Origin of the sequence: Cytobacillus oceanisediminis (assembly GCF_003182355.1) — a bacterium.
Lineage (GTDB): Bacteria > Bacillota > Bacilli > Bacillales > Cytobacillaceae > Cytobacillus > Cytobacillus oceanisediminis_A.
The window spans coordinates 11,950-35,483 of the sequence record NZ_QGTW01000024.1 but is presented as its reverse complement, the minus strand read 5'-3'; the positions used below and the strand labels follow the sequence as shown (position 1 = coordinate 35,483).

The window sequence follows — 23,534 nt, the reverse complement described above, 5'->3', positions numbered from 1 at the left end:
GGCTGCTTTTTTATAGTTACTGACCAAAAGAGTACCGGATTTAGAAACTGTTTTGGATGAGAAAAATTAAGAGGGTCAAAATCATCATCTTGTTACTGGTTGTTTGTTCATTGTGGATGGGAAGCTGGCACCAAGTTTCTGCTGCGGCTGCCCCTGTTCAGCGGTAACGGCCAAATACCTTTGGCGGAATGTTTGATGGTATATCAACTGGTGTTGAATTTTTTGTTGAAGGAATAGTTGCAGGTTTAGGCTTTATACCTACTATTCTACTTATTATTCTAGTGTTGCTAGCTTGGAAGGTTTGTAATATAAGAATTGCTTTATTTGCATTATTAGGTTTATTGCTTATTGATAATTTAGGTTATTGGGGAGACATGTTAGAGACGCTTGCTCTTGTATTGACGGCGGTGTTGATATCCATTGTGATTGGAATTCCAGTTGGGATTTGGGCATCACAAAACGAAAGAGCAAGGCAAGTAGTTACACCTATTCTTGATTTGATGCAAACGATGCCAGCTTTCGTATACCTACTGCCGGCAATCTTTTTCTTCAGTATTGGGGTGGTACCAGGGGTTATTGCATCCGTTATTTTTGCAATGCCACCAACCATTCGTTTAACTGTACTTGGAATTAAGCAGGTACCAGCAGATTTAATTGAGGCAACTGAAGCGTTCGGCTCTACAACAAAGCAAAGGCTATTGAAGGTGCAGCTGCCACTAGCCATGCCAACGATTATGGCAGGGATTAACCAGAGTATCATGTTGGCTTTGTCAATGGTGGTAATAGCATCCATGGTTGGGGCTCCAGGGCTTGGTACAGAGGTTTATCGTACCGTTACACAAATTAAAACAGGTGTTGGGTTTGAGGCTGGTTTAGCAATAGTTGTTATAGCTATTTTACTAGACCGCATCACACAAAATATAGGTAGGAAAAAACAAGGGGAAACAGTGTAATGTTTAATAAATTAGTAGGAATCACATCTGCATTAGCACTTACTATTAGTTTAGCGGCATGTGGCGGAGGAGAGTAAACAAGTAGCTCATCTGATTCTGAAGGTGATCAGTTGATTATAAAATTATCGGGATTGATCCAGGTGCAGGATTAATGAAGTTAACAATCAATGATGTTATACCTGAATACGGACTAGAAGACTGGGAAGTAGTAGAGGGTTCAAGTGCTGCTATGACAGCTGCATTAAAAAAGGCATATGATAAAGAGGAGCCAATCATTGTAACAGGTTGGAGTCCACACTGGAAATTTGCAAGCTTTGACTTAAAATATCTAGAGGATCCAAAAGGTATTTATGGTGGAGCTGAAGATGTTAACACGGTTGTTCGTTAAGGATTAAAGGAAGATCATCCTGATGCGTATAAGCTTCTTGATCAATTTAACTGGGAGCTAGAACATATTGAAACAGTTATGAATTTAGTTCAAGAAGGTAATGATCCAGCTGATGCAGCAGCACAATGGGTAAGCGAAAATGAAGAGTTAGTCAGTACTTGGACTGAAGGAGTTGACGAGGTAGACGGAGAAGAGTTAACGATTCTTTATGTAGCATGGGAAGATGTAATCGCAAGCTCACATGTAGTTGAAAATGTTCTTGAAAGTGTTGGATACGAAGTAGATTTAGTGCAGGTGGATGCAGGTCCAATGTGGGCTGGTGTTGCAGACGGTAGTGGTGACGCAATAGTAGGTGCTTGGTTACCTACAACTCATGCTGACTATTACGCTGAATACGAAGGGAAGTTTGAAGACCTAGGTGCAAACCTTACTGGAACTAAGCTAGGATTAGTCGTACCAGCATATATGGATATTGACTCAATTGAGGATTTAAAAGAATAAATATTTAACTAGGGAGAAGATAGCTAGCGTAACTAGCTATCTTTTCTTTTTCTAATATGAGCTGTGCAATGTCGGTTAATCTATGTATAAAAACACCCCCCGAAGAAGGGTTAATTCCTAACTAAAAAGGGCAGCGGAAATTTCCGAAGTCCTTTTTTATGTGATCAAAGACTTATTAAATAAGGAAAATGTAGGATATTAATTTGTCTGAATATTAATTCTTTTAGCAGATTTACAATCTTCATTTTAAAAGGCATGATATTAATAATTCGGATTTCGAATTAAATTGCCGGCTTATGGTTTTTGCTTTAGTAAACATTTAAATTAGGAGGTTTGAAAATGAAGAAAAAGACATTATGGAAAGTCCTAAGTTCAGCAGCACTGGCAGCATCAATCCTTGTTCCCCAAGTGAGTTTTGCTGAGGGTGCAAAACCTGTTACAGAAGAAAATGTATCAATCAATGGTTTTGTTGATTATGAAGAAATGAAGCAAAAGTTAAACCAGATCGAAAAATCATCCAATGGGCTAGTCGAGGTGGAAGCAGCAGGGAAAACCAATCAGGATAGAGATATCTTTACTGTCCGGGTAGGTCATGGGGATAAGGTTATACTGGTACAGAGTGAAATCCATGGAAATGAAAAGACAGGTACTGCTGCATTACTAAATATTCTTCAATTTTTAGGCTCAAGCCAATCAGAGGAAGCAAAAAGAATTAGGGAAGAATTAACGATTGTAGCTATTCCGATGATGAACGCTGACGGATCTGAATTGGACAGGCGCGGGAATGTCATGACCTGGGAAGAAGTTCAAGAGCAGTTCCCTCAATTACATAGTGCACAGCCAACATGGAACTATTATAACCGTACCCTGCAAGGGGATGACTACTCAGCAGCTCCTGGATTCGATGTAAACCGTGACTTCAATCCGGATCTAAATTATGTACCGAAACCGGAGGATTTCCCTGGCAAATCAAGTGCACCTGGCTGGTATATAACACCTGAGTCGCAAACCGTCCGAGATGTTTATAAGAGTTTACAAGATGAGTTTGGAAATGTAGAAGTATTTCTGGACCTTCATCATCAAAACTTTTATAAAATAGAAGGAACAGATGAAGAGGTGACAATGTCCATCTCTGCAGATTTTGTTCCGGACCCAAGTTCGCCAGAGGGATCAAAGTATAGCCAATATGCAGAGAATTATCGCTTTGATTTTTCCCGCCAGCTAAATGTGGCTCTTTATAATACACTTCAGGAAAAAGGCAATTCTGTATTTACAAACATTTCATTATATGACCAGGACTTAGACCTACCTGGAACTGCATTGGGATCCTTCGCCTTGAACGGAAGCGGGGTTGTCTTATTTGAGGTAAAGGGCCAAACGCAGAACTATGGCCAAAAGATGAAGGGGCAGCTAGTTAAAACGGTAGAAACTGGTGTTATGGGAATCATTAATAGTGTAGCAGATGGGAGTGTTTATGATTTAAATCCAGAGGAATATAATGAAATTCCGAACAGGGAACGTTATTAAGTAAACTAGTAAAAAGCTGATGATTCTGAAAAGAACATCAGCTTTTTATATTTACTGCAAATGTCCAGGTATATTGTCTTTGGGAAATTCTTCAGCTACTTCTGTAAAAATATCCTCTTTATTTTCGGGAAGGATATGAATGGAGAAACCCTTAGCAAATGCGGGTTCTAATAAATTAATCAGCTGTTGGACATCGGCCTGAAGCTGCTGGAATTCCTTTTTTGTGACAGGCTGGGCCTCTTCCTTTAATTCATAGCCAACCTGGCCATTTGGCTCCAGGGTTGCCCATCTTACGTCACTGATTACGGCCACATTATGCTGTCTCAGCTTCATTTCCAGCTGGTCAACTGTAAAGCGCAGTTTTCTCAGGTTTTCCTCATTTAGTTGTCCTTCCTCAATAATAATTTTGGATTGTCCTGTAATGAATTTCTCAAATTTATCGGATTTGATTTGTACGTATTCCATGATGATTAATGTAAGGACAAGAATGAGGCCAACAGCAAGAGTAGTCCAAATGCTGTCTCCTGAAACAGGCTCAATTAATAAAGAACCGATGCCGATCATGATAACGACTTGAGCCAAAGTCATTTGCGAAATGGACTTTCTGCCTGCAAGCCTTAACAGCAAGGTACCGCCAATCACAACAAGGATTGGTTCCCAGATCCAGTCGAGTTGCATTATTATCCTCCTTTGCATGTTTTTTTTATAGTCTCCCACAAAAGGCTGCTGCTTATTGGCTTTTATATATTTATTTAACTAATAATAGATTTCCTATTGTTTCAAAGTTGTTGAACGTGTTATTATCAAAATATTATAAAATTTTCGAAACGCTTACAAGATTACATCATAGGTACATAAGAAAAATTTGCCGGGGGGATTAGGGATGAAGAAGATTATGGCCATTTTAGTATGCGGAGCCTTATTATTGCTGGCTGCATGCGGATCAGGAAACGAGGAAAGCAGCGGGGAAGCTGCTGAAAAGAAAACGGTGAAAATCGGGATAACCCAAATTGTTGAACATCCGTCTTTGGATTCAGCGAGAGAAGGCTTTATAGCAGCATTAAAGGATGCTGGCTATGAAGAGGGAAAGAACCTTAAAATAGACTTCCAAAATGCACAGGGAGATATGAACAATAACATGTCCATTGCCCAGAATCTTGTTGCAGATAAAAATGATTTAATCCTGGCTATCGCCACTGCAAGTGCCCAATCTGTGGTTCAGTCTACAAAGGATATTCCAATCCTGTTTACAGCCATTACGGATCCGGTAGGCGCGGAACTTGTACAAAGCATGGAAGAGCCAGGGGGGAATGCTACGGGGACATCTGACACACATCCAGATGCCATCAAGAATACGATCAACTCGATTAAAACATTCGTTCCAGATGCCAAAAAGGTTGGGATCATATACAATGATGGAGAACCTAACTCTGTTGTCAATGTAAAACACGCGAAGGAAGCAATCGAAGAGCTTGGCCTTGAAGCAGTAGAAACAACTATTTCTACAAGCTCCGAAGTAAAGCAGGCTGCTGAGTCTTTAGTTGGCCGTGCAGATGTATTTTATATTCCTAAGGACAATACAGTTGTATCTGCTCTTGAATCTGTACTGAACGTAGCCAACGAAAAAGATATACCAGCTTTTGTGGGTGAAAGCGATTCTGTAAAACGAGGCGGATTTGCGTCTTATGGCTTTGAATACCATGACCTTGGATATACAACCGGCCAAATGGCCGTTGAAATCCTTGAAGGCAAAAAGCCAAGCGAAATCCCAGTAGGATACCCGGAAAGCCTGGAACTTGTGATTAATAAAAAAGCTGCGGAAGAACAGGGCATTACTTTGACGGAAGAGATGCTGAAAGATGCTAAGGTGGTAGGGGAATAAAATAAACGATACAGCCAGAAGGAGTTGGCTGTATCGTTTTTTTATTAAGATAGACATGATCTGGCATATGTAAAAAACTGTCCTATAACAGAAGGCAGTTTTTTTTGATTGTAGATAAGCCATTCTGACTACTTAAGGGAAAAAGAAAGTTTTAAAAAATTTAAACAGGGGCTGTTTGCAAATCCGACTATCTGCAGGCATTATTTTAAACCTATAGTGAAATAAATTATATAGTGGTGAAATATTACAATAAATTATTAAGTAGATTTGGACTTTTATACCATCAAAAAATACCTAAGAGAGTATTAGAGGGGATGATTAAATAGAATATAGGAAAAAACAAGCCTAAAGATCTATAAATTGTAATATTTGTAATAAAACTCCGTGGGAATTAAAAAAAAATTTACGAATACTTATTCCAAATAATTACAAAGACTCTATGGTTATAATTCTTTTTTCCTATAAGAAAATCTTGGTTTTGAGATATAAATAGGAATAAAATCACAGACAAAATTCGACAATTGTTGAGGCGGGTTTGACGGAATTGTGAACGACATGATAGTAAATATATAGTATAAAAAAAGGAAAATTTTTAAAAATTGGTTTTACATAAATTTAACTGAGTGTTTATTAGGAGAAATTATGTCTATTTTTTATTTTAATAAAATATATCCAAGTGTAGGAGAGAAGATTTAGGATGTTAGAGTCGAAGAGGAGAGCCATTATTTTTATTACGATATCTTTATTACTAGCAAGCGCAGCCGGTTTTTTAGCCTTAAGAAAAGTTAGTGATTTAAATTCAGAACTAGGGGGAATGACAAAGATTTATGTAGCTGCTTCTGATATTCCCTCTAGAACACTTATCAAGCCCGAACAGGTTACGACAAAGGAGATTCCTAATCGTTTTGTAAATGAGGATTCCCATGTAACAGATATAAAGGATTTTTATAATAATGTCTTAGTCGTGCCATTAGGAGAAGACGATATTATTACCAAACAAATGATTAAACCGGTTTCTAATATAGCTAATGAAAATAATAGGTTAGTAGCTATACCGTTATCGGACAGGGTGAATTTTGACCAGCCTCTGGAGTCTTTGGACAGGGCAGATATTGTCGTCTCTCATAAATTTGAGGATAAACCAGTGACAGAAACGTTCATGAAAGATGTCCCTGTTGCATACCCAATGAAAGAAGGCAAAAAGTTTACTGGAATCGTAGTTGAAGTATCTGCTGAAGATGCCCCTAAGATCATCCACATGGAAAATTATGCAGATAGTATGCGCGTTCTTAAAGCGAATGTTGGCAAAAAGGAACAGGCTGATGCTTCAGAGGAAGGTAAACAGGCAGAAGCAAGTTCCCCTAAGAAGGCCGAAAAGAAAGATACTTCTTCAGAACCTAAAAAAGAACAGCAGTCTCAGCCTAAAACAACCGAACAAAAGCAAGCGGAGCAAAAAAAGGCTGATCAAAAGCCAACCGAACAATCAAAGACAAATAATTAGAACTCAAACAAAGCGGAGTTCCAACGAGAATGATGGAGGACAATATGAGTGACCAGATTAAAATTTTACTAGTAAGTGATGAGGAGCAATCACTCAATAATTTAGCCGGTTTTTTTAACGATTTTAAAAACGTTGAGACAGTAAATTATAGAGAATTAAGATCTGAATTAGACCGTCTGGCTCCAGATCTAGTATTTTTAATAGAATCTGAACAAAATTCCTCTGTTGATTCGATTGATTATATCCATACGGTCAGCCCTTACTTGCCGATTGTATACATCGCTTTCTCCCAAGATTTTGATATGCTGCGGAATGTCACAAGGGCGGGTGTAGTAGACTATTTTGTTCTTCCTGACGAAAACACCATGCTCTATGGCCGGATGGACAGTATCATCCTAATGGCCACGCAAAGGAAGCTGCAAATGGCTGAAACGGCTTCGGCTAACCAGTCTTTTAAAAGGGGAAGAGGAAAAATATTTTCCTTTTACAGCGGAAAAGGCGGCAGTGGAAGAACATTACTCTCAAGTGCATTTGCTCAGACATTAAAGCTTGAATCAACTGCACAAGTCATCTTAATAGATTTAAACTTGCAGTTTGGCGGAACAGAAACTTATTTATCTATTGAATCTAACCGCTCTGTTGCAGATTTGCTGCCAGTTATCGATGAGTTAAACGAAAGCCATATAAGAAATGTTTCTGAGAAAGAAAAGTACTCAAAACTGGAAGTGCTCTTAAGTCCGCGGGATGCTGAGGTGGCGGAGAACCTGCCTGAAGGTTTTGTGTCCAAGCTATTGCGTACATGCAGAAGAAGCTATGATTTTGTTCTTGTGGATTTGCCGACTGTAATGAATGAACACACATATGCAGCTTTAGAAGAATCAGATAAAATTTTCTATTGCTTAAATCTGGATGCACCTTCCATCAGTATGCTTAAGCAAGTCGATGGGTTATTTCTTAGACTAGGAATTGAAACAGAGGGAAGAATGGAGCTGCTTTTTAATGAGGTAGGCCGGGAAAATGAAATAAAGCCTGGTGATCTTAAAGAAGTTCTAGCTTATCCGGTGGCTTATAAAGTGCCTCGCGATATTAAGGGTGTCCAAGCCCATATAAACAGAAGCGAACCATTTCGGAAAGAAGCGGGTGAAAAGAAGCTTATTCCATTTGCTAAAAGCATAAAAAAATGGGTCAGCAAAATTCTGGAATAATCATAAAGGATTGATGACCAATGTCATTATTCATAAGAAAAACAGAGAAGAAGCTAAACGATTCACAACTGGGCAGCAGATCTGCTTTAGAGAATCAATATATTAATGAACTGGTTGAACATTATAAGTCTAGAATTCTAAAAGAAGCGAATCTTGAATTGCTGACGAGCCTGCCGCAGGGCGAAATGAGATTAAAGATTGAACAGCTCATAAGCCAATTCATGAGTGAAGAGAAAATCATTCTTCCGAGGCATGATAAAGAAATCTTATTAACAAGAATAATAGATGAATCTATTGGTTATGGTCCGTTAGAGCCGCTATTAAATGACCCTACCATTACGGAAATATTAATAAACGGCCATAAAGAAATTTATATTGAGAAATTGGGGAAGCTGCAGCAGGCGCAAATCAGATTCAGAGATGATAGCCATGTCAGGCATGTTATTGACCGGATTGTTGCTCCTTTAGGGAGAAGGATTGATGACAGCTCTCCAATGGTAGATGCACGTCTGCCAGATGGAAGCCGTGTTAATGCCGTCATTCCGCCCATCAGTTTAAATGGCCCGCTGGTATCGATAAGAAAGTTTAGAAAAGACCCATTTAAGATGGCAGATCTACTGAACTTTGGGACATTAAGCGATGAAATGTCGCTATTTTTAGATGCGGTCGTAAAAGCAAAAATGAATATCCTTATATCCGGCGGAACTGGAAGCGGTAAAACAACTCTTCTAAATGTATTGGGGAATTCAATTCCAGCAAAGGAAAGGGTCATTACGATAGAGGACTCTGCAGAGCTAAGGCTCGATAAGCCGAATGTAGTTGGTATGGAAGCACGTCCTGAGAACGTTGAAGGTAAAGGAGAAATTACAATCCGCCATCTTGTGAAAAACTCCCTGAGGATGAGGCCTGACCGAATTATTGTAGGTGAGGTCCGCGGAGCGGAAGCTTTCGATATGCTGCAGGCCATGAATACCGGCCATGAAGGTTCCATTACGACAGTCCATGCCAATACTCCATTTGATGCGATGCGGCGTGTAGAAGGCATGGTGATCATGGCGGGAATGGATCTCCCTTCCCATATTATTAGGGAGTATATCGTGGGGGCATTGGATATCATCGTCCAAAGTTCACGTTTGACTGATGGAACGCGAAAAATCACTTCTATTTGTGAAATATACAGAGATGAAAATAGTGACGTGGATATTAAAGAAATTTTTACTTTTAAACGGCTGGGACTTAAGAAAAATGGCCAGGTAGACGGATATTATACATCAACTGGCATAGTGCCAAAATGTCTGGATAGAATAAAAGTCTTTGGCATTGAACTTCCTCCCGATTTATTCACCGCTTCGGAGGTGTCTTAATGGAAATATCCGTATTGTTCGGAGCATCTTTTTTGATGCTTATATGGGGGATTTACAATTATCTCGGCTTTAGAAAAGAAAAGCGGGAAGTTAAGAAAAAGTTTGAGCAGCTTTTTAGAAGAAAGAATGAGCGTAAAAGCTTCATTGCAAAGATTGGAGACCGCTTTGATCAAACAGAATATGCAGGTGAATTCAAGAAAAAGTTGATGTACGCGAATATTGCTCTTCTGCCTTCTGAATTCTTCGCTATTTTGTTATTCAGTGCTTTTACATTAACAATTTTACTGTTTGGGTTTTTTAGTGTTCCTGTATTGTATAGCATTGTTATTTCTTCCGTTATCTGTTTGTTTGTATACTGGATGATCTTTCTGGTCAGACGTAATAAGTATATTGACAAGCTTAATAACCAGCTATCAGAAGTATGCAGATTACTTGGAAATGGGACAAAGGCAGGGATGACCATCATCCAAGGCTTAGAAGTAGTAGCCGCTGAGATTGATTCTCCTGCCAGGGGTGAATTTAAAACACTCACTCAAAATATCAGACTCGGTGTGGATTTTGAAAGAGCCCTCAAGGAAATGGAAAAGCGTGTTCCGACAAGAGAATATAAACTTTTTATATCGGCTCTTTTAATCCAAAAAAGGGCTGGAGGCAATTTAACCAAGGTGTTGCATGAAATGGCACATACGCTTGAGGAACGAAAGATTCTTAGGCAAACCATTAAAACAGCCACTGCCGAACAGCGCTTTATTTCATACATTCTACCAGCTATGCCGATTTTTCTATTATTTATGCTGAACAGCATCATGGATGGCTTTTTAGAGTTAATTTTCACAGTTCCAGGTGCAATCTTAATGATTATATTTATAATCGGAATGGCAATTGCTCTACTACTCGTAAGAGCAGTTACGAATATAAAGGTGTAGATTATGGATTCTCTTATACTTATATCAATCATAGTCTTTTGGCTGTCTTTTGCCTTTGGGATGGGAAATTTATATTCATATGCAAAACAGAAGGAAGTTCTAAAATTGCATATGACTGAAATAGCTGTAACTTCCAGCTTAACGAATATAAAAAAGAAAAGCCTGTCAGATAGAATCATTGCCTTTCTCTCAAGGTATGCAGATGATTTTTCATCTCTGGGAGAACGAATAAATTTTTTTAGTGAATCGGATGAGGTGGAAGTGCTGCTGAGAAAAGCCGGAAACCCTTTTAATTTGTCTGTATCCCGATTTCAGGGATTTAAAATTGTCTGCGTATTATTGGGTTTTATGACTGGGGCTTTTATGGTTATTATAGGGTTCCCTTTGGCTAATATTGCCTTTGTTACATTGCCCTTTCTAGGATTCTTTGTTCCGATCATGCTTATCAGATCAACAGCGAAAAAAAGGCAGGAGCAATTGAGAAGTGACCTGCCTGACTTTCTGGATACCGTTAGTATTAGCCTCCAGGCGGGGTCTAATTTAGACAGTTCCATTAAAGAAAGCATCCACTATTTTACCGGTCCCATTCAGGAGGAATTTTCCAAATTCATTCAGGGAATTGAATTGGGTGTACCAAGAGAAAAAGCTTATTTGGAATTATTAACAAGAAATGATAACGAGGAATTCCAAAGCTTTATAAAATCTCTCATTCAAGCTACAAGACTGGGTGTTCCGATGGCTGCCACATTTAAGAGCCAATCAGAAGATATAAGAAAAATCAGCTTGGAGCAAGTAAAAGAAAAGGCTGCAAAAGCTTCACCTAAGGTAACTCTCATAACCTCATTCATAATAGCTCCCCTAATCATGCTTTTGATTATTGGTTTAGTAGTTCTTAACATGATTTATGGAGAAGACAGCATTGTCAGATTCTTCACAAGCTGACCTTGAAAGGGGTAATAGGGGAGGTAGTTTATTAATTATCGGTAGTTTATTAAATTAATATATAAAATTTAGGAGGAAAGAAGATGAAAAACATGATGAAAAACGTAATGGATAAAGTTAATTTTGGAATGGAAGCTTTACTGGTAAGAGCAAAAAATAGTGTAGCAAACGAAAAAGGAGTGTCAACCATTGAGTGGGTTGGACTGGCAGCTGTAATTGTAGCTCTTATGTTTGCGGTGGCAACGGCTATGAGCGGGCAAGGTGCAGGTCTTGCGGGTGCGATTGTTGGTAAGATTTCTAATATGATTGCAAGTATAGGGAATTAGTAAGGGTTTGTTTCTTATAATAGGAGGGTTCAAATGCTACGTAACATACAAAGATTCGCTTTTCTTTTATTATGCTTATTAATTATTGCTGGCTGTTCTTCTACGTCAAATGAAGGAACGAATAGCGAAGATTCAATAAAAGATAAAAAGAATAGCGGAAAAGCAGAACAAGTGGAAGAAGTTGCAGATAGCAAAAAAGCAGAACAAATTGAAATTGACGCTCCTAAGCTTCCAATTAATTTAGAAGAAATTATAGCTTATCCAACAGGTCAATTTGCTTCTAATGAATTTAAAATTGAGGATGAAGAAGTTCAATCAGCATTGGATTCTCTCCCTGCTTTTCCAGAGGATGCTTCAGATGCTGAACTCCAAATGTTATTTGAACACTTATATTCTCTTTACAAAAAGGAATATCAAGACCCTAAAGAAATGTTCACAAGTAGTACGGTTAGTGAACCTGATCAAAATGAAGCAATAGTTGAAAAAATCGAAACTGTTAATGTTGAAATTATCTTAGATTCCAGTGGAAGCATGGCTAATCTAATGGGATCGAAATCAAGAATGGAGCTCGCCAAGGAGTCAATAAATAAGTTTGCTTCGTCCCTTCCAAAAGAAGCAAATATTAGCTTAAGAGTTTATGGGCACAAGGGGACAGGTTCAGATAATGATAAGAAACTATCCTGCTCATCCAATGAACTCGTTTATCCGATGCAGCCGTATAATCAGGGAGGATTGGCACAGGCACTCAGCAAGTTTAAGCCTGCGGGATGGACACCTCTTGCTCAAGCAATTAAGGAAGCACAAAAGGATCTTAGCCGATATAAAGGCGAAAATAATAAAAATATTATTTATGTCGTGAGCGATGGGATTGAAACATGCGGGGGAGATCCAGTAGCCTCGGCGAAAAGCCTAAAAGATTCTGGTATTGCCCCTGTTGTTAATATCATTGGCTTTGATGTAGCAGGCAAAGACCAGCAGCAGCTGGAAGAAGTTGCAAAAGCTGCGGAGGGCACATACGTAAACGTAAATAATCAAGAACAATTGCAAAATGAATTTACGAAAACGGTTGAAGAATCAGCAAAATGGCTCAATTGGAAAAATGAACAGGATATTGATGTAATTTATAATTCTAACATTCAAATGATGGATATCTATGCAGTAACAGATGGCTGGCATATGAAAAATAATTTAGAGAAACCTATGATATTGTTTTCTTTAAATGAGTTGCAAAACAAAGGAAAAATAACAAATGCTCAAAACAATAAGATCATTGATATGGTAGAAGCCTTTTATATGGAACAAATGAATTCTATAGAAGAATTGGAAAAGGTTTTAGTGGATGCAACCCAAGAAGATTTAAATGCGACTTTAGATAAGATTGACAAAATCTATCAGGAAAATGTTTCTCAAAACTAATAGCAGGCAGGGGGGCCATTGATGAAACTAAGAAAAAAACTAACAAATGAACAGGGATCAGCCACCATTGAATTTCTTGCAATGGTACCCCTTGTCCTGTTAATCATGATGATTTTTTGGCAATTTCTAGTCGCTGGCTATGCAGTGATTATTTCGCAGTCAGCTTTAAATGAGGCTGCCAAAACGTATGCTATAACTTCAGGTGATCTTGGCGAGGCGAGTTCAGCGGCAAGTGAATTCATTAACGAAGCGGGAGGGAATCTTGACTTTGTGCGAGTTGAAGAATCTTATCGAAACGGGAATAACTTCGGACTTACCCTTCATGTAAATCTGAATCTGATTTTTATTCCTGATAAGTATGTAGGGAAGCTGCCAAAAGTATCTTTCCAAAAATCAGTAAGCGGCAGGGTGATGGATTAAAGTGGGCAGGCTAAAAAATGAAAATGGAAACACAACTCTTTTTATTATTGGCCTTTTTAGCGTTTTTACGTTAATGTTCCTCCTAATCATTAGCTTTGCCAATGTTTTTGTTGAGAAGGAGCATGCTTCCAGTAATGCCGAGCAGGCCAGTATTGTAGCATCCGGAATCGTTCTGGATAGTCTTGAAGATGCGATAAGCGAATATGACAGCTGGCTGATTCTTGAGCTGGGAAAAGTGCCAGATTCTCCTGAATTGATAGATTTAAGACCCCTAGGAGAAAAAGTGGAAGAGGAAAAGAATCAGCTACCTGGTACTTTAACAGATTCAGAGAAAAAGCATAAGGCGATTAATAAAGTAATAAAAGATGAACTGAATAATGGAAACCGATTCCTGCGGCCTATAGTTAACCGTGAACTAAGTTATGCGGAAGCGGCTATCCGTAGCCAAGTTATGGACAATATTAGCCAAAACAATGGAGAAATTAGTCAAACAAAAGTCTATTTAAATAATGAAAATCGTATTGAAGTTGAAACCGCGACCAAATATAAAGCGTTTAAATTTGATGAGTATTTTTCTGACAGCCAGCGGCTTGTTAAGCAAAAGGGACAAGGTCCATCTTTTGAATTTGCAGAGGCTCTCAGCTGGAATTTAAATATTAGCTTATAGATTAACAGGAATATATACTATAAATGAGAGGAAGAGAGAAAGATGAAAAAGTTAAAAAGAACTTTTCTCTCTCTGGCTGCTATAGCTGTACTTTTGCTGATGAATCCAGGATTTCTTGCAATTCAGGTGCATGCTTGGGATAATTGGACATCTCAGCCCCAATGGAATAACCCGGCGTGGAGTCAGCCAGGATGGACAACACCGCCAGATTGGAAAGATCCTGCTTGGACAACGCCTCCAGAGTGGCAAGATCCTTCATGGAAAACATCGCCTGAGTGGAATGATTCCAATTGGAAAAATGCACCTGAATGGAACAATACGACACAATGGAATAATTCACCGTGGCAAACACGACCTGAATGGAGTAAAGATCCAGCAAATCCAGACCAAACTGGACCAGGTGTCAATCCAAACAATCCTTCAACATCCCCTGATGGAACGAATAGCCCGAATCAAGATCGCAAACTTCCAGGACCTCCATACAATCCAGACTATAAGAACCCAGGACTTGAAACCTTGGATCAGATTGACCAAACGATAAAACAGCCTTCAGGAAAAGATGAGAAAACAGCTTCAGAGGATGAGTCTTTTTTCAATTTTGAAAATATGAAACCCAAAGATGCCATATCGTTTGCTGTTAAGGATGTAATTGGTGGAACCGCAGATCTGGCAGTTCAGGTAGTGACTGAAAATAAAGAATTAACATTAAAGGATCTGCTGAATAATAGAAAAAGCATCTATCTTTCTGGCTTTAAAAGCTTGACTAAAGGTGATACAACGGTTGATTTCCTTTATAATTCAGCAGATGCAGTGACAGGTGCTAAAGGAGTATATGATAGTTTTAATACATTCAAAGGTTACAAAGCTTATCAAGACTTAATGAAGACTGGGAACGTCATTGCAGCGGCACAAAAATATGATGAACTGCTGCAAGCAGGTAAAACTTTTACTCCGGCGAATGCAGTGGTATCTGCAATAGCAATGCCCTTTACCATTATGGATACAGTTGAGAACGTTGGTAAATTTAATGAGGCCAAGAATACAGGCGAGAAAGTTTCAGTAGGTATGGACCTAGTTGGAAATGCGGGCGGTATCATTTCAGGGGCAGCTGCCGGTGTGGCATTAATACCAGGTGCACAGCCAATTGCTGCAGGTATGCTAGTTGTAGGGGGAGCATTGAGCTTAGCTAGTTTAGGGTATAAAATTTATAGTAATCGTGAAAAAGTTGTAAAAGATGTTAAGAAGAAATTCAAAAAAGCCAAAGAGAAAGTCACTGGATTTTTTAAATCAGTCTTTGGCGGATGAGGTGTCAGCTAACGATGATTAATACAAAACCAACACCGAAACACATTGAAAATATTAAGAAATATAAAAAATTCCTTGAAAAATGGGATATGTGGGATTTTGCATATTTTGATGGATCGGAATATTATTTTTTAAATCAATATAGAACTTCTATTAAAGGGATAAGTGGGTACCTTATACTAAATAGTCAGGGTAGCGCAGTCCCTTTCTCACAAGCAAAGGAGTATTTTAGGTATTTAATCAATTATAATACGATGCTAGCTCAGACTATATCAGATATCTTGCCTCAAATGAAAAAAAATATGTCGCCTTTTCAAGAAAGAGTTCAATTACTGAGCAAATATAGGGGAGCTTTTAATAACCTGACAACAATAGAAGCGGCATCGGCGGATCGAATCATAAATGAAACTAATAAAACGCTTGAAATGCCAAGCCTCCTAAATGATATTTATTATTCTATAGGTGACTATCAACGCAAAATAATGGAGGAAAAGGGATATTTTGACCTGGAAATTTTAAAAAAGATTAGAAGTACATTCAATAAATATAGAGAAGTAATGTATAAATATGGAATAAGAGAAAGAGATTTAATGAAGGATTACGACACAGTAGTCGATTGCTTGGACAAACTTGGAGCACAAATTCCAGTACAGGATAAGAGGAATATAAAGAAGTTATTGATTGCTGCTAAACAATCTAATCAAGGAGCTTTAGAAAAATCCATGCGGGAATTTGAGCTTGATGAAGATGGGAATGAAATTACTATTGATCCAACTAGATTGAGTGAATCCCTTGAAGAAAAATTTGAAAAAGAGGGTTCAAAGTATTTTAATGAGAAAATGGTAACAAAATTAAGAAATCCAAAATAAAGCAGGAAAAGAAATGAAAAATATTATTTCAGATTCATTCGGCATATTTTATAGGGAGTTCACAAAAATATTTTTGCTATCGATTTTAACTTATGTTCCGCTGCTCTTAATTCATGCGTTTTTAGTTAATTATATTTATCTTGAAACGCAATTTACTGAATATCCTGGATTATTAGGAGATGCCGCCAACGGTATATTTATGTTAGTGTTTTTAACCATTGCACAAGTTCCGTTTATTAAGTTTACGCTGCTGGAAGTGGAAGGCGAAGATGATCCATTGAAAAGATCTCTTTCATTTTCGCTGGATAAAGCAATTCCGATATACCTATTTGGGTGCATATATGCGTTGCTTGTTTTTTTAGGCGGCCTTTTATTTGTCATCCCAGGGCTGGTCATTCTTCTCATGCTTTATTTTGTCCCGTTTTTTATCGCTGACAATGCAAAAAGCTTTAGAACGGCTATTAAAAAGTCAGTAAGATTTTTTAGAAAGAACTGGCTGAAAGCGTTTCTTTTGATTATTTTACTGACAATTATTCAGTTATCATTTGAGAACATCCTGCTGTTCTTTCTGTCGTTTTATACAAATGCTTATTTCACTTTGCTTATCACGAAAATTATTTTGCTGATGCTTTTGCTGCCTCTCCAAACTATTATAATGACAAATGTTTTCAACAAATGGAAGGCGATGCCTGTTCGGCGGGTGAGGAATTCAAGGAATCTATATTTAAAGTCATAAGAATACTAGCTTATGGCTTTTTTTATGGAGTAAGCTAGATTCAGCAGAATTTAAGAAAGGAACTTAAGGTGGTGAAAAATTTTTCCGGGCTGGTTCTGATAGTTGGGATTATTAGAAGGAACTTTTACAGGAAGTATCAGTCATTACAGCCTGCTAAAATGATAGAATACTATTTTTCACTGGTTCAGTATGAAGACCTTATAAAGTCTTCTTTTACCCACAATCCTTCTCAAGATAACCAATCTCAAAGGAAGAAAACTTCCAGCGAACCAAAACAGGGAGTTGAGAAATTTTCATTAAAAAGAGGATTTCCGTTCTTTGGGAAAGGTAATCTGGCATTATTAGTAGCCATTTTGTTTTTCTATATCAACAAGTCCAGCTGGAGTGAAGAAGGCGGCCCTGTAGTTCTCTTATTTGCATTTGCATGGGAGGCAGCGATTATTTTATTGTCATTTTTCGCATGCTTTAAAGAGAGGGAAGAATCCTCTCCTGTAAAGAAGGTCAGACCGGCATAATTAAGGGAAGGTGTGTGTAGAACCCCGACAACTATGCTGTCGGGGTTTTTCTAATCTTGGAAAGGAAAAATTCAGCACCTCCGAGATTATTTAATACAAAAATATCTTTTAATTCTTTTTATGCAGGGAAAGAACCACATTTTGCATCTTAGGGTGGAAGAGTCGGTTAACAAACCGATATTTTTAATGAGTAAAGAGTGCCAATTACATTATCAAAACAGTGCAGACCATTATAAGGATTTTCTGCAAGATACTTTACTAAAAAGGTAGAAGACTATTTGGATAAAGAAGTTAAGTAGGGGGAGTATTAATGATAAGAATGCACAATATACCAGAATCAATAAAAGAGTCTTTAAAACCATACTATAAGGAAAACGAAACGCCGGATGTGTTTCCTGCCAAGTTTAATATTGGCGGGAAACTGTACTATTATTTTACATTTGCTCCTGCTGAGGAACAGTTAATTATGGAGAATGATGGTACTGTTCCTCGTGTGGATGAAGTGAAAAATACAGCAGTTATCACTAGTAGTTACAATGGATGCATAGAAACATTTGTAAATATCGGGTCTAAATGGGTTAAGGCTAATCGAATAGAGAATTATGAAAAGTTAAAGGATATTTTGCGAGACATAGAAAGCAAGCTAGGGCCATTTCCACAGGATGTCGACAGTGCTTATAGAGTTTTTGAACCAGTACCGGATAAAATCATTGATAATCAGAAGGTAATAGATGAATCTGTTAAAAAGGCTGATCAGCTTTGGCAGAGGGGTAGGGAAAGCCTACTGGTAACAGAGGAAGATGAAAAGGAAATGCACGGATACCTTGTGGAAATGATCAGGGCCCAGGTCCGTCTAAATGATATTCAGCTTCAAACAGAAAATGAAAGAAAAATAATCTATGACTATGTTTCTTCCAAGAAAGGGCTGTTAAACTTTACTGCTCTAAATTTGGCCAGAAAATTAAAACCATACAAGAAACATATGTTTAGCAGTAACTCAGAGGATGCTAAAGGCTGGAGTGAACTTAGACATTCTGTATTTAACGATGATCTCGAGGCAGAGCGGCAAAAAAACGCAGAGATATTATCAAGAAAGTTGCGTAACCCAAGATAATAAACCTAAAAGGGGGAATTTGCTTTGCTGCAAGCAATAAAAGAGGGCAGTGAATTATATAAAAAATACTTCCTCCGTGTAATTCTGATTGGCATTACAATTATTCTTCCAATTCAAGCCATATATACAATAGCCATTAACTTTATTGCCATGCCTTTTGAGGTTTTTAATCTGTCTTTATGGACTTCAATTTTCCAAAGCGTTTTTATGTTAATGAGCCTTTATATCATCCTTCTCCCCATGATTAGCTTGGCTAGCCAGGATACAAGAAACCATACAGTAAAAACAGGCAAAATCTATGGAGATACGATTAAATATGCTTTTTTTGCGTATTTAATCAAAGAAGATGAGTTTCAGCAACAGTTGGAACAATACCGATAGAAGTCATTTGCAAGAAGAGATGCTTGAATTGTCTAAATAAAGAGAAAAACTGGAAGCTATTTTACTTATTTAACCGCTCTTCTTTTACGTCGTTTCTCTTTCAGTGGCAGAATGGAAGTTTTCAGATGGAGGGATTCCATTAACGGCTATCGTTGTTAGCTATGCTTTTCCAGTTAACAGAATGTCTATGTCACTTTGCTCATCATGAAAATTATTTTGCTGCCGCTGCCTCTCCAAACAATCTCATGACAAATGCCCTTAATAAATGGAAGACGATGCCTGTTCGGCGGGCGATGAATTCAAGGAAGCTAACTTTAAAGTCATAAGAATACTAGCTTATGGCTTTTTTTTATGGAATAAGCTAGATTCAGCAGAATTTAAGAAAGGAACTTAAGATGGTGAAAAATTTTTCCGGGTTGGTTCTGATAGTTGGGATTATTAGAAGGAACCTTACAGGAAGTAGCAGTCATTACAGCCGGCTAAAATGATGGAATACTATTCTTTACTGGTTCAGTATGAAGGCCATATAAAGTCTTCTTTTACCCACAATCCTGAAAAGCTTAAAGGACTGATTGAGAAGTTAACCTCAATTAACAGTGTAAATGATGAAGAGCAAATGGTATGGGACGATCTGAACACAGCAATGCCTTATTCAGAGGAGCAAGTGACAGAATTAGAGAATCAGCTTACAGCTTTCATTAGTAATTACACTCAAAAAATAGAGGAGTAGCAGGATGCCATTGAAATATTAAGCATTTATTGGTAACGGCTAAACAATCTAATCAAGGTGCTCTAGAAAAATCCATGAAGGAATTTGAGCAGGATTACGAAGGGAATAAAGTGTTTGTTGATCAAACAAGACTAAAGGAATCCCTTGAAGAGAAATTTGATAAAGATGGTCAAAATATTTTGAAGAAAATATGCTCGTTAAATTAAGAAATCCAAAATAAGAGATAACGTTACATATGGAGGACCTCATGACTCAAAAAAATCACCTACTTATAATCTTTATATGTTTAGTTAGCAGTTGTCTGTTCCTTTCCGCCTGCAGCAATTCCGACACAAGCAATACGGAGACAAAGGCAACAAAGAAGGAAGAGGACAAATTCGAAAAGCTTGCTGAAGAAAAAAACAAGGAACTGGAGCTGGCGCCACTGGAGTTGACATCTTATAGCCAGGAAGTCCAGGCAACTTTAAAAAACCCTGAATATAAGGAATTTGCTGTGAATGGCAAGGTGACTGTGGAAGGAGAGGTCGAGAAATATTCTGAATTAAAATCTGAGTATGCCTGGATAAAGGTTCGTTCCACAGAAGAGGGACCCGCCGGCTATGATCATGAGTATTTTGCTCCAATCAAGGAAGGGAAGTTCAAACAGCCAATTCGTTTCTTTAATGGGGAAGGTGAATATCGGGTAACCGTTCAGCTTCCAAGCATGGACAGCGATAATTATTACTACGACACTGCCGCTTTTACAGTCCACAACGTCAGCTCTGAAGTGGAGCGGGATATAACCTTTACTCCGTTTGGACAGGAAGCAGAAATAAATTTGGACTTGAATTCGAGTTATGTGAAGGAGAACGAAGTTTTCACATTGAAAGGAGAAGCAGGGAACCTGGCAGATAGTGATACAATCATGCTCAAATTAAACAAGGATGCTGAAACGTGGAAGCATGTTATCCCCATTAAGGATGGAAAGTTCTCGTATAAGGTTCCTTTATTCTACGGAAATGGAATCCATAACCTTGAAATATTGATACCCGATAAGGAACGTGAAAATTATTACCAGACTGCTACAATTCTTTTGATAGATAACGAGTCTGATAGAATAATGAGCCCAATTGAATACTCTAAAACCTATGAGGAACGAGGAGTAACATTGGAGTATCCGCAGTATGGCGGCGAAGAATCGGATGGCACCTTTACTGTTAAAGGAAAAATTGATCCAAAGGCGGAATTTGGCTCTGAAACCACACACATCTATATCACCACTAAAAAAGGCGAGGACGAGGCGCTGGATGTAATCCCTGTTGAAGACTTCATATTTGATGATTCATTTTATTTAAGGTTCGGTCCCGGTACATATGAAGTAACGCTAAGTGTTCCGGAAATAAAAGAAGAAAACAGTGATTATTTCAGGTTTTATGGCTTTGCCAAGTTCGAGGTTGAGTCCACTGGCGAAGATAAACGTGACTTGCTCCCATCAAGGGGAATCCAATCACATGCCCAGCCCATTACAGAATTGGCTACAGAGATAACAGAAGGTAAGAGCAGTGACCGGGAAAAAGCTAAAGCCGTTTATGATTATGTGGCAAAAACCATTTCCTATGATGTTGAAAAACTAGAAACAGATGATTTTAACTGGGATGATAGCGCCCTGAAGACCCTGGATTCTAAGACTGGTGTCTGCCAGGATTACTCCTATCTCACTATTGCCTTGCTGCGGGCAAGCAACATGGAAGCCCGTTTTGTGGAAGGCACTGCCTTTAGCGGATTCTGGCCTCAAAGGCACGCCTGGGTGGAAGTAAAAGTCGATGGCAGCTGGCTGACCATGGATCCAACATGGGGAGCGGGATATATAAAAGATGATAAATTCGTAGCGGCTTTTAATGACAAATACTTTGATCCGAATAAAGCTGAATTTGAAAAAACACATAACCGCACAGGAGTTTCTTATTAAGTTTATAAACTTAATTAAAGTCATGAAGCTTGATCCTATGGTGTGATGGAGGCAGTTTTTTTATCCCTTGTATTTCCTGGGTTAGGGCAGTTTTATAATTTGAAAATCCTGAAAGCCTATATCCTTTTATCTCCTACTATAAAAGAAATGAAGATTAAAAATCTGTTGCTGAAAATTTCCTATTTAGACAAAGTTTTGAACTTAGGAGGGAGGATGTTGAGACAATTCAAGGACTGTCATACTTAAAAGAGTTTAATAGGTAGAAGTGCTTGTAATATGCAGGCGCTTTTTTCTTTTGGGAATGAATTTACAAAAAAATTCAAATACTCTTTCTTTTATTTTCTGAAAATTATAAAATTACATAGAATGGGCTTTTTTGTCAGAGATCTTTCTGAAGGAGGGAAAGGTTTGATAATACAAATGGCAGGAGTTGTATTTTGTGTGATGCTGATTTTTCCTGGAATGGTGAAGGCCGGCGGTTCTGGAGGAGATGACAGGGGGGCTCCAGGCTATTGGTACTCTGGAGACACTCCAGGCTTAATTGATCCGGCAAAGTCTCCTCTCGTTTTTGTTCATGGCTATAATAATTCATCAGCAGTATGGCATGAAGGAAATGACATGTACGAAGTTGCGTTGGCCAATGGCTATGAAACTGCTTTCATCGACCTTCATCCTGATCGGGACATGTGGGCGAATGGCGTCATGCTGGCCGAAAAACTGGAGGAAATATACAATCATTTTGGCGGGAAAAAGCTTGTAATTATCGGCTACAGTAAAGGCGGGGTGGATACGCAAACAGCACTTGTTCATTATGGAGCGCATCAATATGTTTCAAATGTCATTTCCTTATCATCTCCGCATCATGGAACCCAGCTCGCAGATCTCGCACATAGCAGTGCAGCCTGGTGGCTGGCTGCTCTCCTTGGAAACAACAATGAAGCAACCGAATCCCTGCAGACAGGCAATATGCAATACTTCAGGACTATAACGGATACTCATGTAAATGCCGCAAAAAATCAGTATTATACACTTGGCGGTACAAGATGGGGTTCCTTTGGAAGCCCTTCCTATTGGGGCGGCTTATACTTAAGCCAGTACGGCAAAAATGATGGCGTTGTAACTACAATTAATTCCCGTTTACCCGGTGCCGCTATTGCACAGGAAGGCAGCTGGAACCATACGACCATCCGGGAAGGATCCTACACATTCCAGGCATTTAGGCCATATACAACGGTTACCCATCCTTCTAGTCTGGCATCGGCAAGCAAGGAAACTCCAACATATAAGCCGAGTATACACTCGATTGTAAAAGGCGGCAAAGCAGTGAATGCTTTAAACGACCATTTTGCCGTTGAAGAAAATGTTAAATCCATGACTGTATCCTTCTTAAGCAATAGGAATTTGTCTTCATTAAAATTGACCGGTCCGGACGGGAAGGCGTTTAAAACAAAAAAGATCTATAAAGAGGCATCGGAATTTTTTAAGGGAGCATGGGTTCACCAGTTTGAAATGGATGCACCTGAAGCAGGGACCTGGTCATTGGAGGGACCTGGAAAGGCCTCTTACCTCTATACAGTCTCTCTCGATAGCCCTTTAAATGAGACACTCCAGAAAAAGGCCGGCATTATGAACAGCAATAAAACTTATAAAACAAAATGGACTCACTTCGGATTCGATTCAACCGGGAAAAAGCTGCAAAAAAAGAAAAAGGGTGAGAAAGACGGACTTATCGCGGATAGCGATTTCAAACAGGAAGGCGTATACAACGTTACAACTGAAGTAAGAGGGGTAACCTCTAATGGGAAGCCTTTCGAGAGAACGATCATTGAATCTTTCTATGTAAATAAGCATGGTGAACGTCAATAAGTATTTTTTGGGCTGCTGGGTGGCAGCCTTTTTTAATTGGGAGATATGCAGT

The 23,534-nt window shown here is 38.5% G+C and carries 23 protein-coding genes and 2 pseudogenes; 24 read left to right on the top strand and 1 reads right to left on the bottom strand.

From position 1 onward, the window contains the following. Window positions 1–176 precede the first annotated feature (176 nt). The 4 genes and pseudogenes from DFO73_RS26865 to DFO73_RS26855 form a co-directional block, all read left to right on the top strand. Window positions 177–953, top strand: a pseudogene (locus DFO73_RS26865) (ABC transporter permease); the annotation flags it as partial. 151 nt (window positions 954–1,104) lie between these two features. Beyond that, window positions 1,105–1,419, top strand: a pseudogene (locus tag DFO73_RS29705) (glycine betaine ABC transporter substrate-binding protein); the annotation flags it as partial. Beyond that, the gene (locus tag DFO73_RS29700; protein ID WP_309044532.1) at window positions 1,420–1,842 is read left to right on the top strand and encodes a glycine betaine ABC transporter substrate-binding protein; all 423 of its coding nucleotides are present in this window, start codon (window positions 1,420–1,422) and stop codon (window positions 1,840–1,842) included. Between the two features lie 339 nt (window positions 1,843–2,181). After that, on the top strand, window positions 2,182–3,369 hold the full coding sequence (locus DFO73_RS26855) for a M14 family zinc carboxypeptidase (RefSeq protein WP_110067724.1): 1,188 nt from the start codon (window positions 2,182–2,184) through the stop codon (window positions 3,367–3,369). A gap of 51 nt (window positions 3,370–3,420) precedes the next feature. Here DFO73_RS26855 and DFO73_RS26850 read toward each other — a convergent pair whose 3' ends face one another. Continuing rightward, entirely contained in the window at window positions 3,421–4,047 is a 627-nt protein-coding gene (locus DFO73_RS26850; RefSeq protein ID WP_110067723.1) for a DUF421 domain-containing protein, read from the bottom strand. Between the two features lie 205 nt (window positions 4,048–4,252). Here DFO73_RS26850 and DFO73_RS26840 point away from each other — a divergent pair, with 205 nt between their 5' ends. From DFO73_RS26840 to DFO73_RS26745, 20 genes are all read left to right on the top strand, one after another. Further along, entirely contained in the window at window positions 4,253–5,251 is a 999-nt protein-coding gene (locus DFO73_RS26840; RefSeq protein WP_110067721.1) for an ABC transporter substrate-binding protein, read from the top strand. Between the two features lie 697 nt (window positions 5,252–5,948). After that, on the top strand, window positions 5,949–6,752 hold the full coding sequence (locus DFO73_RS26835; protein WP_110067720.1) for a Flp pilus assembly protein CpaB: 804 nt from the start codon (window positions 5,949–5,951) through the stop codon (window positions 6,750–6,752). Window positions 6,753–6,796: 44 nt separating this feature from the next. Continuing rightward, window positions 6,797–7,957: an AAA family ATPase gene (locus DFO73_RS26830; protein WP_110067719.1), complete on the top strand. Its 1,161-nt coding sequence runs from the start codon at window positions 6,797–6,799 to the stop codon at window positions 7,955–7,957. A 20-nt stretch (window positions 7,958–7,977) separates the two neighbouring features. Continuing rightward, window positions 7,978–9,321 (top strand): CpaF family protein, encoded by a 1,344-nt coding sequence (locus DFO73_RS26825; protein WP_110067718.1) that lies wholly within the window; start codon window positions 7,978–7,980, stop codon window positions 9,319–9,321. Further along, entirely contained in the window at window positions 9,321–10,247 is a 927-nt protein-coding gene (locus DFO73_RS26820) for a type II secretion system F family protein (RefSeq protein WP_110067717.1), read from the top strand. The genes DFO73_RS26825 and DFO73_RS26820 overlap by 1 nt, the downstream gene beginning before the upstream one ends. Before the next feature lie 3 nt (window positions 10,248–10,250). Then, window positions 10,251–11,189, top strand: coding sequence for a type II secretion system F family protein (locus tag DFO73_RS26815; RefSeq protein ID WP_110067716.1), 939 nt, complete (start codon window positions 10,251–10,253; stop codon window positions 11,187–11,189). 83 nt (window positions 11,190–11,272) lie between these two features. Beyond that, window positions 11,273–11,515 (top strand): hypothetical protein, encoded by a 243-nt coding sequence (locus DFO73_RS26810; RefSeq protein ID WP_110067715.1) that lies wholly within the window; start codon window positions 11,273–11,275, stop codon window positions 11,513–11,515. A gap of 171 nt (window positions 11,516–11,686) precedes the next feature. Further along, complete coding sequence (locus DFO73_RS26805; RefSeq protein WP_181396150.1) at window positions 11,687–12,931, top strand: vWA domain-containing protein; 1,245 nt, start codon at window positions 11,687–11,689, stop codon at window positions 12,929–12,931. Between the two features lie 21 nt (window positions 12,932–12,952). Beyond that, window positions 12,953–13,351, top strand: coding sequence for a TadE/TadG family type IV pilus assembly protein (locus tag DFO73_RS26800; protein ID WP_110067713.1), 399 nt, complete (start codon window positions 12,953–12,955; stop codon window positions 13,349–13,351). A gap of 1 nt (window position 13,352) precedes the next feature. After that, window positions 13,353–14,018 (top strand): hypothetical protein, encoded by a 666-nt coding sequence (locus tag DFO73_RS26795; protein ID WP_110067712.1) that lies wholly within the window; start codon window positions 13,353–13,355, stop codon window positions 14,016–14,018. A 42-nt stretch (window positions 14,019–14,060) separates the two neighbouring features. Next, a complete protein-coding gene (locus DFO73_RS26790; RefSeq protein ID WP_110067711.1) occupies window positions 14,061–15,323 on the top strand; it encodes a hypothetical protein in 1,263 nt (420 codons plus the stop codon). 14 nt (window positions 15,324–15,337) lie between these two features. Continuing rightward, entirely contained in the window at window positions 15,338–16,192 is an 855-nt protein-coding gene (locus tag DFO73_RS26785; RefSeq protein ID WP_110067710.1) for a hypothetical protein, read from the top strand. Window positions 16,193–16,205: 13 nt separating this feature from the next. Continuing rightward, on the top strand, window positions 16,206–16,928 hold the full coding sequence (locus DFO73_RS26780; RefSeq protein WP_110067709.1) for a hypothetical protein: 723 nt from the start codon (window positions 16,206–16,208) through the stop codon (window positions 16,926–16,928). A 71-nt stretch (window positions 16,929–16,999) separates the two neighbouring features. Further along, window positions 17,000–17,443, top strand: coding sequence for a hypothetical protein (locus DFO73_RS26775; RefSeq protein WP_110067708.1), 444 nt, complete (start codon window positions 17,000–17,002; stop codon window positions 17,441–17,443). A gap of 310 nt (window positions 17,444–17,753) precedes the next feature. Then, complete coding sequence (locus DFO73_RS26770; protein WP_110067707.1) at window positions 17,754–18,557, top strand: hypothetical protein; 804 nt, start codon at window positions 17,754–17,756, stop codon at window positions 18,555–18,557. Between the two features lie 24 nt (window positions 18,558–18,581). Then, window positions 18,582–18,938, top strand: a complete 357-nt coding sequence (locus DFO73_RS26765; RefSeq protein WP_110067706.1) for a hypothetical protein — start codon at window positions 18,582–18,584, stop codon at window positions 18,936–18,938. Window positions 18,939–19,422: 484 nt separating this feature from the next. Then, complete coding sequence (locus tag DFO73_RS26760; protein WP_110067705.1) at window positions 19,423–19,668, top strand: hypothetical protein; 246 nt, start codon at window positions 19,423–19,425, stop codon at window positions 19,666–19,668. 74 nt (window positions 19,669–19,742) lie between these two features. Then, window positions 19,743–19,874, top strand: coding sequence for a hypothetical protein (locus tag DFO73_RS29545; protein WP_258309869.1), 132 nt, complete (start codon window positions 19,743–19,745; stop codon window positions 19,872–19,874). Between the two features lie 41 nt (window positions 19,875–19,915). Continuing rightward, window positions 19,916–21,616 carry a transglutaminase domain-containing protein gene (locus DFO73_RS26755; RefSeq protein ID WP_110067704.1) on the top strand — a complete coding sequence of 567 codons (1,701 nt, stop codon included), beginning with the start codon at window positions 19,916–19,918 and terminating at the stop codon, window positions 21,614–21,616. A 408-nt stretch (window positions 21,617–22,024) separates the two neighbouring features. After that, complete coding sequence (locus DFO73_RS26745; protein ID WP_142669547.1) at window positions 22,025–23,482, top strand: esterase/lipase family protein; 1,458 nt, start codon at window positions 22,025–22,027, stop codon at window positions 23,480–23,482. Window positions 23,483–23,534: the final 52 nt, after the last annotated feature.

Excerpts from the sequence above, each read along its gene's own strand:
- DFO73_RS26800 (WP_110067713.1), top strand. The coding sequence starts at position 12,953 with ATGAAACTAAGAAAAAAACTAACAAATGAACAGGGATCAGCCACCATT.
- DFO73_RS26790 (WP_110067711.1), top strand. The coding sequence starts at position 14,061 with ATGAAAAAGTTAAAAAGAACTTTTCTCTCTCTGGCTGCTATAGCTGTA.
- DFO73_RS26835 (WP_110067720.1), top strand. The coding sequence starts at position 5,949 with ATGTTAGAGTCGAAGAGGAGAGCCATTATTTTTATTACGATATCTTTA.
- DFO73_RS29700 (WP_309044532.1), top strand. The coding sequence starts at position 1,420 with ATGAATTTAGTTCAAGAAGGTAATGATCCAGCTGATGCAGCAGCACAA.
- DFO73_RS26855 (WP_110067724.1), top strand. The coding sequence starts at position 2,182 with ATGAAGAAAAAGACATTATGGAAAGTCCTAAGTTCAGCAGCACTGGCA.
- DFO73_RS26755 (WP_110067704.1), top strand. The coding sequence starts at position 19,916 with ATGACTCAAAAAAATCACCTACTTATAATCTTTATATGTTTAGTTAGC.
- DFO73_RS26830 (WP_110067719.1), top strand. The coding sequence starts at position 6,797 with ATGAGTGACCAGATTAAAATTTTACTAGTAAGTGATGAGGAGCAATCA.
- DFO73_RS26760 (WP_110067705.1), top strand. The coding sequence starts at position 19,423 with ATGATGGAATACTATTCTTTACTGGTTCAGTATGAAGGCCATATAAAG.
- DFO73_RS26810 (WP_110067715.1), top strand. The coding sequence starts at position 11,273 with ATGAAAAACATGATGAAAAACGTAATGGATAAAGTTAATTTTGGAATG.
- DFO73_RS29545 (WP_258309869.1), top strand. The coding sequence starts at position 19,743 with ATGAAGGAATTTGAGCAGGATTACGAAGGGAATAAAGTGTTTGTTGAT.
- DFO73_RS26840 (WP_110067721.1), top strand. The coding sequence starts at position 4,253 with ATGAAGAAGATTATGGCCATTTTAGTATGCGGAGCCTTATTATTGCTG.
- DFO73_RS26815 (WP_110067716.1), top strand. The coding sequence starts at position 10,251 with ATGGATTCTCTTATACTTATATCAATCATAGTCTTTTGGCTGTCTTTT.
- DFO73_RS26785 (WP_110067710.1), top strand. The coding sequence starts at position 15,338 with ATGATTAATACAAAACCAACACCGAAACACATTGAAAATATTAAGAAA.
- DFO73_RS26825 (WP_110067718.1), top strand. The coding sequence starts at position 7,978 with ATGTCATTATTCATAAGAAAAACAGAGAAGAAGCTAAACGATTCACAA.
- DFO73_RS26820 (WP_110067717.1), top strand. The coding sequence starts at position 9,321 with ATGGAAATATCCGTATTGTTCGGAGCATCTTTTTTGATGCTTATATGG.
- DFO73_RS26850 (WP_110067723.1), bottom strand. The coding sequence starts at position 4,047 with ATGCAACTCGACTGGATCTGGGAACCAATCCTTGTTGTGATTGGCGGT.
- DFO73_RS26770 (WP_110067707.1), top strand. The coding sequence starts at position 17,754 with ATGATAAGAATGCACAATATACCAGAATCAATAAAAGAGTCTTTAAAA.
- DFO73_RS26780 (WP_110067709.1), top strand. The coding sequence starts at position 16,206 with ATGAAAAATATTATTTCAGATTCATTCGGCATATTTTATAGGGAGTTC.